Origin of the sequence: Photobacterium jeanii (assembly GCF_001650345.1) — a bacterium.
Taxonomy (GTDB): Bacteria; Pseudomonadota; Gammaproteobacteria; order Enterobacterales; family Vibrionaceae; genus Photobacterium; species Photobacterium jeanii.
On record NZ_LVHF01000028.1, the window covers coordinates 144,200 to 159,451 of the forward strand.

Here is a 15,252-nt window from a genome sequence, read left to right on the forward strand (position 1 = left end):
AAGTTGTTCACAATATTTCATGCCAAACAACTTGCTAAATATTCGCAGGAAGTAAAAAACAGGGGTATTTTCGCTAAACGTGCTACTAAGTAATTGACCAGGGTCAATTTGGCTCACGAAATGTAACACTATAGGGTTAGGTGAAATGAAGTGTGATCTGGATCGTTATTAATTATCTATTCATAAGTTGTAAAAACAATCAGGCAAATAAGAATAAATATCATAAAATACAGTAAGATAAGTAAAAATAATCAATGGGATTATTTCTGCTAATTAGAGAATTTAAGCCAAAAAAAAGAGCACCGAAGTGCTCTTTTATAGGGAATCAAATTGTAACGAGTTATTACGCGGTTTGCGTTTTAAGCTCAGTTTCAGCTTCTGCTTTCGCGTCGATCTCTTCTTGAGATGTTGGTGGGCAACGGTCAACGAACCAACCCATGTACGACGTCACAATTGTTACAATGATACATACGAAGCTTAGCCACATGAATGGTGCGTAAGAGAAGGTCGCAACACCCAAGATACTTGCCATGTAAATACCGTTATCACTCCATGGCACCATACCAGAAGTTAGCGTACCACCGAATTCAGCATTACGAGAAAGGTTCTTACGTTTGTAACCTAGACGGTCGTAGTTCTTCGCACAGATTTTTGGCGTAAGGATTAGCGATACGTACATCGCAGAGCCAAATACGTTACCTAGGAAAGCGGTTGCGATAGTCGATACTGATAGGCTACCTGCAGAGTTAACGCGTTTCTCAAACATTTTCGCGATAGTCTGTAGTACACCCACTTTATCCAGTAGGCCACCAAAACCTAGACCAAATACGATTACGGCCACCGAGCCAAGCATTGAAGACATACCACCACGGTTTAGAATCGCATCGATGAAGTCTACGCCAGACTCAATAGAGAATGGTGCCCAAGCAGTATTGAAGGCTACAAGCGGATCCATGTCTTGTACCATTACTGCCCATACAATACCGAGTAGTGAACCGAATGAAATCACTGGGAATGAAGGCATACGCATTGCAAGCAGACCTAGCACAATAATCACTGGGATAAATGATAGTGGCGAGATCACGAACTGTTGGTCCATTGCTGCAATTACTGCTTCAACTTGTGCCATGTCTACGTTACCTGCGTAGTGCAGACCTGCGAAGGTAAATAGAGCACCTGTGATGATGTAGCTGATCAGCGCGATTGGTAGCATGCCTTTGATGTGTTCAACCACTTCAACGTTTGACATGGTTGATGCCAAGATCACTGAGTCAGACAGTGGTGATAGTTTGTCACCGAAGTAACAACCTGACAGTACCGCACCTGCCGTCATTGGTGCAGGTACGCCCAGACCTTGACCGATACCCATCATCGCAATACCAGCAGTACCCGCTGCACCCCAAGAAGTACCGGTAGCCAGTGCTGTTAGGGAACAGATGATCATGGTTGCGAGAAGGAAAATAGAAGGGTGGATGGCTTTTAAGCCGTAGTAAATGATGGTTGGAACAATACCACCCGCAATCCATGTACCCACTAGGGCACCTACTGCAAGTAGGATAAGTACTGCGCCTAGACCATTTGAGATGCCTTTAATGGCGGCTTTCTCAAGGGATTTGTAATCATGACCAAGTTTGATACCAAGTGCGATGATAACAAACCAACCAATAAATAGTGCTAGCTGGATAGGCAGATCAAGTTTCGCTGTGAAAGAAAATGCCAGAGCAAGGAAAATGCCTAGAGCAAGTACTACTTGCAGCAGCGAAGGTAGCCTTGTGTTCTGTTTGTCCATACTTCTTAACCTTGTTTATTCGAGCCGTATCTAAAAAGGGAGACCCTAAACTAGCTTCATCATGAAGCTAATAAATGTTGTGTGTTGGTTCAGGTGCAAGCACCATTCCCCTCGTTTTTAATCGGCGCTAACTCTATCGGAACAAAAATCCTATCGCGATAAAGAAAGTACCTTTCTGTGACTCTTATCTGCATGGGAATCAAATATTGAGAAAAGAGTCATTAACTAGTTCTAATAATGTTAAATGTCTGTCTTTATGTTGTGTGCTGCCTGTTTCCTGATTGATGTTTCAATGTTTAAAATTTAGCGAAATATAAGTTTATTCATTGGATATGTAGCAAATATTCAGATGAATGGCCTTAAATATCGCGGTCGCGTAGGTTATCAGGGTGTGTGAGTTAATTCAAAAAAAGTAAATATGCATGATTTCAGATGTTACCGTTCTGAAAGAGAGATTGGTTGCTTAAATCAACAGTAAACTTGGCAATAGATGAGGAAGTGCTCGGGTTTAGGTTGTTTAGTAGCCCAAATATTTCCGCCATTTGAAATGAAAGCTCAATTGTAAATAGACATGTCAGCAAACGATGCCCGTGTCATATCTGACCCCGAAAGCCCGTGATATTGCATGATTAATTACAATTTTCGCTTGTTTTTCACCCGCTAAAACTCTATAGATGGAGTCTCGATATTGAATAACAGGGAGCGTAGGGAGAAAGAATGAAAGTTGGATTAGTTGGCTGGCGTGGCATGGTGGGTTCGGTATTGATGCAGCGCATGGTAGAAGAGCGCGATTTTGATCATATCGAACCTGTGTTTTATTCGACTTCGCAGGTAGGTATCCCTGCACCAAACTACGGCAAAGATGCAGGCTTGCTTCAAGATGCCTTCGATATTGAGAGCTTAAAGCAGCTTGACGCGATTATTACCTGTCAGGGGGGAAGCTACACCGAGAAAGTGTACCCAGCACTTCGTCAGGCAGGATGGAAAGGTTTCTGGATTGATGCCGCATCAACATTGCGTATGAAAGATGATGCCATCATTACACTTGATCCGGTGAACTTTGAGCAGATTCAGCAGGGCATTCATGCAGGCACTAAAACCTATGTTGGCGGTAACTGCACTGTGAGCTTGATGCTAATGGCGGTTGGTGGCCTATATAAAGAGGGTTTGGTTGAGTGGATGACCTCACAAACCTATCAAGCGGCTTCTGGGGCGGGCGCGAAGAACATGCGTGAGCTAATTAGCCAAATGGGTGTGATTAACGATACCGTGACGAGCGAGCTTGCGGATCCATCAACCTCTATTCTTGATATCGACCGCAAAGTGGCGGATACCCTACGTTCTTCGAGTTTCCCAGCACAAGAATTTGGTGCGCCATTAGCGGGTTCGTTGATCCCGTGGATTGATGTGAAGCGCGATAATGGCCAAAGTAAAGAAGAGTGGAAAGCGTCGGTCGAGACTAACAAGATCTTAGGGCTAGATGGTAACCCAATCCCAATCGACGGCACTTGTGTTCGTATTGGCGCGATGCGTTGTCATAGCCAAGCATTAACGCTGAAATTGAAGAAGAATGTACCGCTAGATGAAATTGAAGGCATTATTGCGGCCCATAACGATTGGGTGAAAGTGATCCCGAATGATCGTGATGTGACAGTTCAAGAGCTGAGCCCAGCAAAAGTCACAGGTACTCTGTCTATTCCTGTGGGGCGTTTGCGTAAGCTGGCGATGGGGGATGATTTCCTTAATGCCTTCACGGTAGGGGATCAGCTTCTATGGGGCGCTGCAGAGCCGCTACGTCGTACGCTGCGTATTATCTTGGCTGAGCAGTCGTAACGGAGCCTCAATAAGCGTCAGTTGTTTAGATACAAAAAGACCTCGCAGTGCGAGGTCTTTTTTTATGGGAGCGATTAATTCTGGCTAAGAGGATTGCTCTTAGTGTCAGAAATTAAGCTGCTAGGTTCTTCGCTACGAATTCCCAGTTTACAAGCGCCCAGAAAGCGTTCATGTAGTCAGGACGTACGTTACGGAAATCGATGTAGTAAGCGTGTTCCCATAGGTCAACAGTAAGAAGTGGAGTAATACCTTCTTCTGTTAGTGGAGTGCCTGCGTTAGACGTGTTCACGATGTCTAGAGAGCCATCGGCTTTCTTAACAAGCCAAGTCCAAGATGAACCGAAGTTGTTAATTGCTGAGTCTGTGAATTTCGCTTTGAATTCTTCGAAAGAACCGAAAGATTTAGCAATTGCGTCTGCAACTTCACCTGTTGGTTCACCGCCAGCGTTCGGGCTTAGACAGTGCCAGTAGAAAGTGTGGTTCCAGATTTGTGCAGCATTGTTGAATACGCCACCAGTAGAAGTCTTGATGATTTCTTCTAGTGATTTTTCAGCAAGCTCAGTACCTTCAACTAGACCGTTCAGCTTAACAACATAAGTGTTGTGGTGCTTACCGTGGTGGTACTCAAGTGTTTCTTGAGAGATGTGTGGTTCTAGAGCGTTGATCGCGTAAGGTAGAGCTGGTAATTCAAATGCCATTGCTCGGATCTCCATTTTGGTATTTGAGAGGGCAAGCCCTCGACATTGCTTCCTGTAGCACTTCAAGGCTTGAAGCCGCTACGAATTTTTTATTTTTTGAAACTGACAAATCTATTTTAGCAAGTTTTTTCTTTATTAAAACCCCTAGCACTAAAAATATACCCATAAAGATTTTAGGCGTTTTTTTCCGTCTCTTGACCAAGTAGAATGGGCTATCTAAAGATTTATTTGGTAGGCTTGTTTTATAAAGGCGCGCCAATCAAATAGATGACGCAATGATAAGCAAATGGTCATACGAGGAAGTTATGGAAACCATCGACAAAATTAAACAACAGATCTCTGAAAACCCAATCCTGTTGTACATGAAAGGCTCACCAAAACTACCTAGCTGTGGTTTTTCATCTCAAGCTGCACAAGCAATCATGTCATGTGGTGAGAAATTTGCTTTTGTTGATATCCTACAAAACCCTGATATCCGTGCAGAGCTTCCAGCATACGCACAATGGCCTACCTTCCCACAACTTTGGGTTGAAGGTGAGCTAATCGGTGGTTGCGATATCATCATCGAGATGTTCCAGAAAGGCGAACTACAGCCTCTAATCAAAGAAGCGGCTGCACGTCGTGACGGCGAAGAAGCTGCAGAATAATTAATACCTCTAGAGCTTAATGATCAATATCGCGTTGATTGTTATTTGTAAGCTCGGTATTACCTATACAAGAAGCCCTGCCTTAGTGCAGGGTTTTTTTATGTATATGCTCAGATTAAATATCAGCCCTGTTCATTATCAGGGAAGAGCAGTGATTTTAAGGCAATAAAAAAGACCGCCGAAGCGGTCTTAGTCGATTAGAAAGCGAGATAACTGATTATCTCTTTCTGGGCGTCATATCCCTACAGCACCATAGATGCTAACCAGCCAAAGGCAATTAATGGCAAGTTGTAGTGCAAGAAAGTAGGTACAACGGTTTCCCAAATGTGCTCGTGTTGACCATCGGCATTCAGGCCTGATGTTGGGCCTAAGGTAGAATCCGACGCTGGTGAGCCTGCATCACCCAACGCTGCGGCTGTACCAACTAGTGCAATGGTTGCCATTGGTGAGAAGCCAAACGTCAAACACAGCGGTACATAGATAGTCGCTAGGATTGGAATGGTTGAGAACGATGAGCCGATACCCATAGTTACTAACAGACCTACCACTAGCATTAATAGTGCCGCGAGTGGTTTGTTGTCGCCAATCACATCCGCTAGTGAGCTAACGAGAGTTTCAACCCCACCCGTTGCTTTCATCACTGATGCAAAGCCAGCGGCTGCAATCATGATAAAACCAATCATCGCCATCATGTGGACACCTTTGGTGAACACATCGTGGGTTTCGTGCCACTTAATAACGCCACCGAAGGTAAAGACCATAAAGCCAATTAGGCCACCAATGATCATTGAACCACTGAGTAGCTGAGCACCTAGTGCTGCGATGATCGCACCGACAGCGATGTACACATGTTGCATGTTGATGGTGGTGTGCTCTGGCTCGTTTGCTAAGATTTTCTCTTCAGAGTATTCACGAGGCTTGCGGTAGCTAACAAAAATGGCGGTTAGCAAACCAAACACCATACCCGCAGCAGGTAGAAGCATAGCGACAGGCACTTGGCTTGCCACAACGTCTAAGCCGTTATCGTGTAGGTTCTTAAGCAAGATATTGTTAAGGAAAATACCACCGAAACCGACAGGCAATACCATGTAAGGAGTTACAAGGCCGAATGTCAGTACACATGCAATCAAACGGCGATCCAGTTTTAGCTTGGCAAAGACATGCAAAAGCGGCGGGATCACTATAGGAATGAAGGCAATATGGACTGGAATTGCGTTCTGAGAAGAGATTGCAAGCAGCATTAAAATGGTAAGAACGCTATATTTTACGCCTGTAGCAGCGGCAGCATTATGATGGCCACTGATACGTTTAATCACTTTTTGCGCCAATACATCTGTGATACCCGAGCGAGAGATCGCAACGGCAAAAGTACCAAGCATGGCATAACTTAACGCGGTAGTTGCACCACCGCCTAAACCGACTTCAAAGGCGGCAACTGTTTCTGCGAGGGGCATCCCGCCCACTAAGCCGCCTAAAACGGCGCTGAAGGTCAGTGCTACGACTACGTTGACGCGCATCAATGCGAGTACCAACATAACGCACACTGCTATTACTACTGGGTTCATAAAAACTAAAATCCGTCAGTTCGTTGTGTTTTATTTGAATGTTGCTTATCGATTGTTATTTATTTTATATCAATGTCAGTACGACGAAGCGATTTTGGTCGTTAACATCGTTTGATTACTTACAATTTCACCGCTTTGACGGCAAATCGTAAGCTTCAATCGTATTTTAAGCGGTTTGTTCACTCTCAGTTTCCTTAATTTTCAACACATGTCGAGGATTAATTCATGTTGCTAGCGAATTAATTTGGATTGTATGCGTATTGTGTCGTATGTCTTAGTCTTGTTCCCCATGCGTGTCTATACTGAGACAAGCTTGAGCCTAGCTCAGTTATACAACCTATCAAATGGAGTGACTCATGAGTGTTTTAGTTGGACGTCCGGCACCAGACTTTACGGCAGCAGCAGTACTTGGCAATGGTGAAATTGTTGAGCAATTTAACCTAAAACAGCATATTCAGGGAAAAGCGGCAGTTATCTTCTTCTACCCGCTTGATTTTACTTTTGTTTGTCCATCAGAGCTGATTGCGTTTGATAAACGCTTTGCTGATTTCCAAGCAAAAGGTGTCGAAGTGATTGGTGTATCTATCGACTCACAATTCTCGCATAACGCATGGCGTAATACTGCGATTGAAGATGGTGGTATTGGTCCGGTTAAATACCCACTGATTGCCGATACCAAACATGAAATCTGCCAAGCTTACGATGTGGAGCACCCTGAAGCGGGTGTGGCATTCCGTGGTTCATTCTTGATCGATAAAGAAGGTGTTGTGCGCCACCAAGTTGTGAATGACCTACCACTGGGTCGTAACATTGACGAAATGTTACGAATGGTTGATGCGCTTCAATTCCATGAAGAGCACGGTGAAGTGTGTCCTGCGCAATGGGAAAAAGGGAAAGACGGTATGGATGCGTCACCAGAAGGTGTTGCTAAGTACCTATCGTCGCACACTGACGATTTATAATTGACGTGCAAATTCTATTGTCCGTTTTAGAGTCATAGCAATCAGATAAAAGAAAGGCGAGCCATGAGGCTCGCCTTTTTGTTTCGACTGTTTAAGTTAGTCGTGGCGTTTAAAGTGCCGAAGAAAGTACACTTGAATCGTCTACTTTCACTTGACCTGATGTGATAAATGATGCGGTTTGTTTTTGCATTTCAGTCGTTACAGAGTCACCAAGCGGGGTCAGTAATGAGCTGTGGGTTCCTGCATTAAATAAAGTGGCAATGCGAGAGGTTGTAGAGGTGCCAGTTGTTAGTTTTTCAAACGCAGCTACCAGCGGCATAGTGCCTCCAAATGGAGAGTATGGTTTACTGGTTGTTAACGACAGTGAGTTTGGAATTACTTCATCATCTTTCACTACGTTGATGAAAACAGGTACTGATGGATCAATTTTCCCAATATGGTTAATTGGATCAACGCTATCAAGTACTGTTTGCGCGGCGAAAGCAAATTGAGAGAATAAGTTATCAACCGTAGCTTTTTTCTCTGTAGGCAGTGCGTTATAGAACTTACTGACACAAGTTGCAGCTGAATTAGACTGACAGTTGCCTGCTTTGTAAGCTTTATAATCAGCAGAACCTGTTGATAGTACGCCATCTTTTACCGTGCCACCAAAAGCGGTTGAATTCATCAGTAGGTAAGGAATACCAGCTCCAGGGTTAGCGTATTGAGCGCGAGAGATTTTGAATATACCAGCTTCAACTGCAGGATCTGAGCTCAGTGGGCGGTTTGTTACCGCCGTAAAATCAATACCCGTAATTGCGCCTAGAGAGTGCCCTAGGAAACCGATACCTGATGCCCCCAAGCTTAGCTTATCAAACGGTGCTGGCACTGGTTGACCAGCCATTTTTGCAGATAGAACAGAGCCGATAGCAGCGCGCAGACTCATTTGATCAGCTACTGATTGACGTAAGTTATCACGACCCACTGGTAGGTAGCTTAAGTTCATGTAAACATCAGCATTTGCACTATTTGTCACAGTACCATCTGATAGTTTACGAGAACCGTGAAGTGGTAAATCAATGGCCATTAATGCAGTACATTGCTGTGTGCTTACCCCAGGGGCTAGGCCAAAAATATTCTCTTTAACTGAGGTGATACCGTGTTGGTAGATTGTAACTGGGATATTTGAGTTGCCTGCACAACCGGGTGCGCCAGGGCTTGGTAGCACTAGTAGGTAATCAACTGATTGAACAGATTTCAATTGTGGGATTGGGCTGTAACGAGTAATTTCTCGTGCAGAGTCAAGCTGTTTACCGTCCACTTCGATTTTCTCACCCATTAGTTTACTCATGAGAGTAACTTGGGTTGTTAGATCGCCTTCAGCTGCTTTTTTCAAATCATCTTCAGTGATCTTAAGATCTGCCATTTTTGCTTTAACGGCAGTTTTTTCAGCATCACTACCTGAAGTTAAAGTAGATTTTAGAATAGCAAGGCTTGGCATAGCACTTTGCCAAGGTGTGGTTTGCCATTTCTTATCTTTTACCTCTGTTTCAAGGAAGTATGGAAGGTTTACTTTACCTTGATAAACAGTAATACCAAGTTGACCAAGCTTATCTGCTGGGGCTGGTAATTGTGCTGTGATGTTTTTTGTTTGTGTGTAATCAAACTGGAATAAAGTATTTAACTTTTCATCAGAGATATTGTTTGGATTTGCAGTTCCTTTCCAGATTGTGCTTGCAGGTTGCTGTGCTTTGAAAGCATTTAGCGTTGACGCAATTGCGGCCTTCGCTGCAAACATGACATCACCCGTAGATGCTGTCGAGAACCAGCTTGAGTAAATAATAGTGTCAGCTGGAGTCCCTGTTGCTGCCATCAAACCTTCGGTTAGATGAATGATTTTTTGTGCACCTTTCAGTTTTTCTACAGGCTCAGACTTCTTCGTTTTTAATGATGCGTAAGAGCCTGAAAGACCAACTTTATTTCCTTTGGTATCTTTTAGGCCATCAGTTACTGCAAACATGTAGTGGCTTGCAGCGCTTAGTGGTTTGATCGGTTGGGCGATAACAGATTTTCCTTGAACAAAAACAAGGTAATCAGCTGTCGGATCTGGTGCTGCAGGATTAAAAGTTGCTTTTAATACTTCAGGTTTTTGCGCTGCAGGATCTGTCGTTGTTGGATCTGAAACTTTGATTAATTTAAAGGCGCTAGCCACAGAGCGAGGGTCTAGGTCATTACCTTCAAAGCTGATCATGATCGGTTGAGTGGTACTCCAACCATCTGTGCTATTCATTGCAACAAGTGGGTCTGCAAGCGAAGTTGAGCTTGCTGGTAAGCCTAGCGTACCGTCACGTGAGTCCATTAGCAGGAAGCTAGGGCGAGGCATATCTGCTTTAGCACCTTGCAACTGGAACTTAACTTTTGTTGGTGCTTTTAGGCTTTCTTGGATATTTTGCTCATAAGAAATAGTGCTGTCACCCTCAATTGAGGAGTCGCTACCACAGCCAGTTAGACCCAGAGTGGATGCAACCATCAGGGCTAAGATTTGTTTTTTCATTTTGTTCTCCAAAAGGACATGTGTAGGTGAGAGGTTTTTGTACCTAAACACACCCTTAGAATGAGTAATTTACTTGCGCAGAACCGATGATGGCACCACCTGATGATGTGAAGGTTAACTCGCCAGCACTACTTTGTTCTTTAAAGGTATTTTCAGTGCCATGAAGGTAAGCCATGCCAAAATCGACGCTTAGTTGAGAGTTATAAGCCCAAGTAGCGCCAGCGCTATACCAGTAACGGTCAGAATCAGGGATGCTTAATGTTGGTTTGCCTGCTTGCTCATCAAGCGCAAAGCCTGCGCGAACAGTCCATTCTGGATTAATACGGTAGGTGCCACCTAATGCCCAACGGAAGCTATCTTCATATTTTTCTTCTTTTAGGAAACATACACCGGACATTCCGTTGTAGTTACATTTTTCATTGGTTGCACGAAGCTCTTTAAATTTGCTCCATTGTGTCCATTGAACGCTGTAGTGAATGGCAAATTCTTTATTTAGAGAGTGGTAACCAGAGAATTCAGCGATAGCAGGTAATACAACTGGAAGTTTGCCGACTGTTGTTGAACCTTTAGCTTTAGGCTCAATGATTGTACCTTCGTAATCGGTAAAGTCGCCATCGAAGTCAAGGGTAACTTGCGAGCGGTAGCTAACACCAAAGCGGTGGTCTTCGTTGACTTCATATAACGCGCCTACATTCCAGCTCCAATCCCAAGTATCGCCTTTCATGCTGATTAGTTTATCTTCAGGGTTACCACCAAATAATGGCGCGAGACGACCTAAGTGGCGGTTAAGCTCTGCATCTGCATAAACAAGGCTAACACCACCGCCAATACTGAATTGATCGTTGATACGATAAGCAATACTCGGATTTAGGTTAACTGTAATTAGGGATGTTTTACCTGCAAGATCACCGCTAGCATAAGCTTTTGGGTAATCAGTCGTCACACCGTAATTGCTAAATAGCGCAAGGCCGACAGCAAACTTGTCGTTAAGTGGTTGTACATAGTAACCTGCTGGTACAAAGCTGATAGGAGCAACGTCTTTAGCGGTTTGGTTTGCTGTGTGGTCTTTTACATCAATGCTTGGGTCAACAACGCTAGCAGCGCCCGAGATTTGTGCTTTATCAAACATTGTCATAGCAGCAGGGTTACGAGCAAGTACGGATGCGTTATCAGCAATTGCCGCTTCACCAGCGAAAGCGCGACCTAGGCCTGAAGCCGAGTGCTCTGATACTTGGAAACCAGCACTGTTCGCTTGGATAGACGTTAACGCAAGGGTAACGGCGATGGCGGTACGTTTTATTGTAATGGACATTTATTCTGCCTCTCTATAATGCTTCTTGTTCTTCATTCCATGAAGGAAAATATATTTGTATTACGAACCAATGCAGTATAAATATGCTCAGCTTGTTTGTTAACCCCTTGTTATATGTTGCATTGTTGTTATTTGCTGTATATATGACCAATGTTCAATTATTTCGCGCAAAATTGCTGAATTAATCGACAGACTCTGTTCGATAGACGTAAAAAAGCCCTCAGGTAGAGGGCTTTGGTAGGAGGTCTGATGAGTTTGCTTTGTGAGCAGTTCTAGCTTTGTTCTGGCTCATCGGATTGAGGAGCGACAAGAGGCCAGCCACCCAATCGTTTCCATTTATTAACAATCTCACAGAATAATTCAGCAGTACGTTCGGTGTCGTACAATGCAGAGTGAGCCTCTTTGTTACTAAATGCGATGCCTGCCGTTTCGCACGCTTTGGCTAACACGGTTTGACCAAAGGTTAGGCCGCTTAATGCTGCGGTATCAAAAGTAGCGAAAGGGTGGAATGGGTTGCGTTTTAAATTCGCACGCTGGGTCGCTTCCATCATAAAGCTATGATCAAAGTTCGCATTGTGAGCAACCATAATGGCACGTGAACAAGATGCCGCTTTTAATTCTTTACGAATTTGCTTGTAGATAGCTTTAAGCGCTGTTTCTTCCGATACCGCACCACGCAATGGGCTAAATGGGTCACGGATCCCATTAAAGTCTAGGGCTTCTTGGTGGATCACTGCGCCTTCAAATGGCTCGATATGGAAGTGAATCGTGGTTGCCGGTTTTAGCCACCCCTCTTCATTCATGGTCAGTGTTACGGCACAAACTTCTAATAGTGCGTCAGTTTTTGCATTAAAACCTGCAGTTTCGACATCGACAACTACAGGAAAATAGCCGCGAAAGCGACTTTTCAACGTGTTTAGTTCGTTATCTTGGCTCATATTATTCGGGTGGCGATAAATTCAATCGGCATTATGGCAGATTCAGTGTTGTCTTGCAGTGTCCTAAAGATTTTTTTTCCCGATTCGATACAATAGGGGAGCGGCATAAAATAATGATTGGAAAGGTATGACAAGTTTTTTGAAAACAGTAGTGACAGGTACGGCTTTGTTGTCTGCCATTATCAGCGGATCTGTGTATGCCGCCAAGCAATATGTCGCCACGCCAGCCAGTTCTGAGTGGAAAGTGGCGGTGGATACGCCTTTGGAGTGCCGCTTGATCCATACCATTCCCAATTATGGTGAAGCGCAATTTACCTCGAAAGCGGGTAAAAAAATAAATCTCGATTTTGAGCTCAAAATGCGCCGCCCGATGGGGGAAACCCGTAGCGTAAATCTAGTTTCTATGCCGCCGCGTTGGATGCCGGGTGATGCCGCAGAGCCAATGACGCGGATTAAATTCTTTAAGCAGTTTGATGGCTATGTCGGTGGACAAACCGCGTGGTCAATGTTGTCTGAATTGGAAGTAGGGCGTTACCCAACCTTTAGTTATCAAGACTGGCAGCATCGCAATAAGCTGGTGGAAGTGGGCTTGTCAGCTGTGTCGTTCCAAGCGCCATATCAGCAATTTAGCCAATGTATTGGTAACTTATTGCCGTATAGTTTTGATGATATTGCCTTTACTGTTTTGCATTATGATCGCGACAGTGACGAGTTGAATAAAACATCACAGAAGCGTTTAGCTCAAATTACTGACTTTGTGCGTTATAGCGATGATATTGATTTGATTTTGATTGCCACTTATACCGACTCGATTGGTGGTAAGAATGTGAATCAAAATTTGTCTGAGCGTCGAGCGAAGAAGTTAGAAGAGTACTTTATGACGTTAGGATTACCGAAGGACCGTATTCAAGTTGAAGCTTACGGTAAGCGTCGTCCAATTGCCGATAATGAATCTCCGCTAGGGCGTAATAAGAACCGACGGGTGGTGATTTCGCTTGGTCGAAGCTTAATTCAGTAATATTGGTTAAGTAGTAATAGACGAAAAAAAAAACGCACGAATTATCGTGCGTTTTTTTTATGCGGGATTTTCCAATACTGGTTAATGTAATTTAAATCGCGCTATTAGTTCGCAGTTGTTGCTGGTGCCTATGTTGGCAACCTGCTGTGCCACCAAGGGATTAGGGTGACGTTTTAAGAACTCAATCAATGCCGATTTACAGCAACCAATCGACTCAATGAAAGTATCACATTCCTTGCGCGGGCATTGCGGGATCAGTGCCATGACCTGTTCTGAAGCGAGTTGGAGATACTTAAGCTCGTACTCAGTATCACCAGCATTACGCCAGAAGTTAGCAAGGTTATGACAGGAAACCACTTTAATTGTCAGTAGCTCTTCAAATTCATCCCTCGTGCCTAAAATTGGCTCTAGGCGCTGTGCTTCAGCTAAAGCCAATTGGTAATGAATAATAGACATCATTGGTTTATGGGCACGATCTGATTCACTTGCAAGCAGGGTGTGGGTTTCCCATCGTGATACATCCATGAGTTGATCCTCCTATGAAGCCGTGCCTTGCAGGGCGTCTAAGTAATGTTGTTGAACTTGCTCCCAATCGACCACATGCCACCACGCGTCGATATAGTCAGGACGTTTGTTTTGATAACTAATGTAGTAAGCATGTTCCCACACATCGAGTGCCAAAATGGGGACACCTTGCTTTTCTACGACATCCATCAAAGGGTTGTCTTGATTATTGGTTGAAGAGATTTCTAAGCGACCTTCCACTACCGATAGCCAAATAAAGCCAGAGCCAAAGTGGTTTGCCGCAGCTTGTGAGAACTCAGCTTTGAAATCATTGAAGTTACCAAAGTGGCAATTAATCGCTTCGGCTAATAAGCCGCTAGGCATACCACCGCCATTTGGCGACATACATGCCCAATATAAGTTGTGGTTGTAAAAGCCACCGCCGTGATTACGAACAGCTGCAGAGTGCTGAGATACCTTTGCAAAAGTTTGCTCAAGTGGTTGATCTTCAAGAGCTTTGCCTGCAATGGCAGTCATGAATTTATCGAAGTAGGTCTTATGGTGACGCGAATGGTGAATTTCCATCGTGCGAGCATCAATATAAGGTTCTAGCGCATCGTACGGGTAAGGCAGTTCAGAAAATGTGAATGACATATCGTATCTCTCTTGGTTTTTCTATATCGTATTGATAATTATTATCAATATCAACCACGAGAATTGTACGGTGATTATTTTGCTTTTAGCATCACACTTTCAATGGTTTATTTTCAACGGGTATTACAAAGATGTGGTTTTGCTGCAAATGGAATAACAGCAAAGGAGTGAGGGGGAGAAGAAAAAACGAAGCCATGTTAGGGTTAGCTTCGTTTCAGTATTTTTAGCTGTATTTTCGAGTTTAGTCGCGTTGGATCAGCTCGATTTGATAGCCGTCAGGGTCACGAACAAAAGCAATATGAGTACTGCCACCTTTTACTGGCCCTGGTTCACGTGTGACATTACCACCTGCCGCTTTAATAGCATCGCATGTGGCATAGATATCTGAAACGCCAATCGCAATATGACCAAATGCCGAGCCAAGATCATACTCAGTTGTGCCCCAGTTATAAGTGAGCTCAATCACCGCACCTTGGGATTCATCACCGTAACCAACAAAAGCGAGTGTGTATTTATACGCTTCGTTATCGTGCTTGCGCAGTAAATCCATGCCCATGACATCAGTGTAAAACGCGATAGAGCGGTCTAAATCACCCACACGAAGCATGGTGTGAAGAATACGTCCGTTTGCCATAAATCCTCTGATCTAACGATATAAATTCTTTTTCATTTTATACCAATTCTATCAATTAGCTATCGAAGATGATGGGTTGGTAAGCGATGGATATAACCGGTTTAGGATGTGGCTTTTGGAATGAAAAAAGCCGCATTAAAGCGGCTTTAGGTAGGTTCTGTACTCC

13 protein-coding genes are annotated in these 15,252 nt (G+C 43.9%); 4 read left to right on the plus strand and 9 right to left on the minus strand.

Annotation, left to right across the window (positions count from 1 at the left end; translation table 11 throughout):
- Positions 1 to 343: 343 nt before the first annotated feature.
- Positions 344 to 1,789, minus strand: a complete 1,446-nt coding sequence (nhaC, locus tag A3K86_RS13690) for a Na+/H+ antiporter NhaC (RefSeq protein ID WP_068331995.1) — start codon at positions 1,787 to 1,789, stop codon at positions 344 to 346.
- Between the two features lie 717 nt (positions 1,790 to 2,506).
- On the opposite strand from nhaC, the gene asd reads away from it, so the two are divergent.
- The gene (asd, locus tag A3K86_RS13695) at positions 2,507 to 3,622 is read left to right on the plus strand and encodes an aspartate-semialdehyde dehydrogenase (RefSeq protein WP_068331997.1); all 1,116 of its coding nucleotides are present in this window, start codon (positions 2,507 to 2,509) and stop codon (positions 3,620 to 3,622) included.
- Between the two features lie 112 nt (positions 3,623 to 3,734).
- On the opposite strand, the gene sodB is transcribed toward asd, so the two are convergent.
- Positions 3,735 to 4,319: a superoxide dismutase [Fe] gene (gene sodB, locus A3K86_RS13700; protein WP_068332000.1), complete on the minus strand. Its 585-nt coding sequence runs from the start codon at positions 4,317 to 4,319 to the stop codon at positions 3,735 to 3,737.
- A gap of 305 nt (positions 4,320 to 4,624) precedes the next feature.
- On the opposite strand from sodB, the gene A3K86_RS13705 reads away from it, so the two are divergent.
- A complete protein-coding gene (locus tag A3K86_RS13705; RefSeq protein WP_068332003.1) occupies positions 4,625 to 4,966 on the plus strand; it encodes a Grx4 family monothiol glutaredoxin in 342 nt (113 codons plus the stop codon).
- Between the two features lie 242 nt (positions 4,967 to 5,208).
- Here A3K86_RS13705 and A3K86_RS13710 read toward each other — a convergent pair whose 3' ends face one another.
- On the minus strand, positions 5,209 to 6,531 hold the full coding sequence (locus tag A3K86_RS13710; protein ID WP_068332006.1) for a Na+/H+ antiporter family protein: 1,323 nt from the start codon (positions 6,529 to 6,531) through the stop codon (positions 5,209 to 5,211).
- Between the two features lie 356 nt (positions 6,532 to 6,887).
- Between A3K86_RS13710 and A3K86_RS13715 the strand changes: the two genes are divergently transcribed.
- Positions 6,888 to 7,493, plus strand: coding sequence for a peroxiredoxin C (locus A3K86_RS13715; RefSeq protein ID WP_068332008.1), 606 nt, complete (start codon positions 6,888 to 6,890; stop codon positions 7,491 to 7,493).
- Between the two features lie 109 nt (positions 7,494 to 7,602).
- Here the strand turns inward: A3K86_RS13715 and A3K86_RS13720 are convergent, their stop codons facing one another.
- The 3 genes from A3K86_RS13720 to rnt all read right to left on the minus strand — a co-directional run bounded on the left by A3K86_RS13720 (position 7,603) and on the right by rnt (position 12,276).
- Positions 7,603 to 10,026, minus strand: coding sequence for a VolA/Pla-1 family phospholipase (locus A3K86_RS13720; protein WP_068332011.1), 2,424 nt, complete (start codon positions 10,024 to 10,026; stop codon positions 7,603 to 7,605).
- Between the two features lie 55 nt (positions 10,027 to 10,081).
- Positions 10,082 to 11,338, minus strand: coding sequence for an outer membrane protein transport protein (locus tag A3K86_RS13725; protein WP_068332014.1), 1,257 nt, complete (start codon positions 11,336 to 11,338; stop codon positions 10,082 to 10,084).
- Positions 11,339 to 11,610: 272 nt separating this feature from the next.
- The gene (gene rnt, locus A3K86_RS13730; RefSeq protein WP_068332017.1) at positions 11,611 to 12,276 is read right to left on the minus strand and encodes a ribonuclease T; all 666 of its coding nucleotides are present in this window, start codon (positions 12,274 to 12,276) and stop codon (positions 11,611 to 11,613) included.
- A 127-nt stretch (positions 12,277 to 12,403) separates the two neighbouring features.
- Between rnt and motY the strand changes: the two genes are divergently transcribed.
- Positions 12,404 to 13,294 (plus strand): flagellar protein MotY, encoded by an 891-nt coding sequence (gene motY / locus A3K86_RS13735; protein ID WP_068332020.1) that lies wholly within the window; start codon positions 12,404 to 12,406, stop codon positions 13,292 to 13,294.
- Between the two features lie 81 nt (positions 13,295 to 13,375).
- Here the strand turns inward: motY and A3K86_RS13740 are convergent, their stop codons facing one another.
- The 3 genes from A3K86_RS13740 to gloA all read right to left on the minus strand — a co-directional run bounded on the left by A3K86_RS13740 (position 13,376) and on the right by gloA (position 15,086).
- Positions 13,376 to 13,819, minus strand: coding sequence for a DUF2753 family protein (locus A3K86_RS13740; protein ID WP_068332022.1), 444 nt, complete (start codon positions 13,817 to 13,819; stop codon positions 13,376 to 13,378).
- 12 nt (positions 13,820 to 13,831) lie between these two features.
- Complete coding sequence (locus A3K86_RS13745; protein WP_068332025.1) at positions 13,832 to 14,452, minus strand: superoxide dismutase; 621 nt, start codon at positions 14,450 to 14,452, stop codon at positions 13,832 to 13,834.
- A gap of 241 nt (positions 14,453 to 14,693) precedes the next feature.
- Positions 14,694 to 15,086 (minus strand): lactoylglutathione lyase, encoded by a 393-nt coding sequence (gene gloA, locus A3K86_RS13750; RefSeq protein WP_068332028.1) that lies wholly within the window; start codon positions 15,084 to 15,086, stop codon positions 14,694 to 14,696.
- Positions 15,087 to 15,252 lie beyond the last annotated feature (166 nt).

Coding starts and splice junctions, on each gene's coding strand:
- A3K86_RS13705 (WP_068332003.1), top strand. CDS start 4,625: ATGGAAACCATCGACAAAATTAAACAACAGATCTCTGAAAACCCAATC.
- nhaC (WP_068331995.1), bottom strand. CDS start 1,789: ATGGACAAACAGAACACAAGGCTACCTTCGCTGCTGCAAGTAGTACTT.
- asd (WP_068331997.1), top strand. CDS start 2,507: ATGAAAGTTGGATTAGTTGGCTGGCGTGGCATGGTGGGTTCGGTATTG.
- A3K86_RS13710 (WP_068332006.1), bottom strand. CDS start 6,531: ATGAACCCAGTAGTAATAGCAGTGTGCGTTATGTTGGTACTCGCATTG.
- A3K86_RS13720 (WP_068332011.1), bottom strand. CDS start 10,026: ATGAAAAAACAAATCTTAGCCCTGATGGTTGCATCCACTCTGGGTCTA.
- sodB (WP_068332000.1), bottom strand. CDS start 4,319: ATGGCATTTGAATTACCAGCTCTACCTTACGCGATCAACGCTCTAGAA.
- A3K86_RS13725 (WP_068332014.1), bottom strand. CDS start 11,338: ATGTCCATTACAATAAAACGTACCGCCATCGCCGTTACCCTTGCGTTA.
- rnt (WP_068332017.1), bottom strand. CDS start 12,276: ATGAGCCAAGATAACGAACTAAACACGTTGAAAAGTCGCTTTCGCGGC.
- A3K86_RS13745 (WP_068332025.1), bottom strand. CDS start 14,452: ATGTCATTCACATTTTCTGAACTGCCTTACCCGTACGATGCGCTAGAA.
- motY (WP_068332020.1), top strand. CDS start 12,404: ATGACAAGTTTTTTGAAAACAGTAGTGACAGGTACGGCTTTGTTGTCT.
- gloA (WP_068332028.1), bottom strand. CDS start 15,086: ATGGCAAACGGACGTATTCTTCACACCATGCTTCGTGTGGGTGATTTA.
- A3K86_RS13740 (WP_068332022.1), bottom strand. CDS start 13,819: ATGGATGTATCACGATGGGAAACCCACACCCTGCTTGCAAGTGAATCA.
- A3K86_RS13715 (WP_068332008.1), top strand. CDS start 6,888: ATGAGTGTTTTAGTTGGACGTCCGGCACCAGACTTTACGGCAGCAGCA.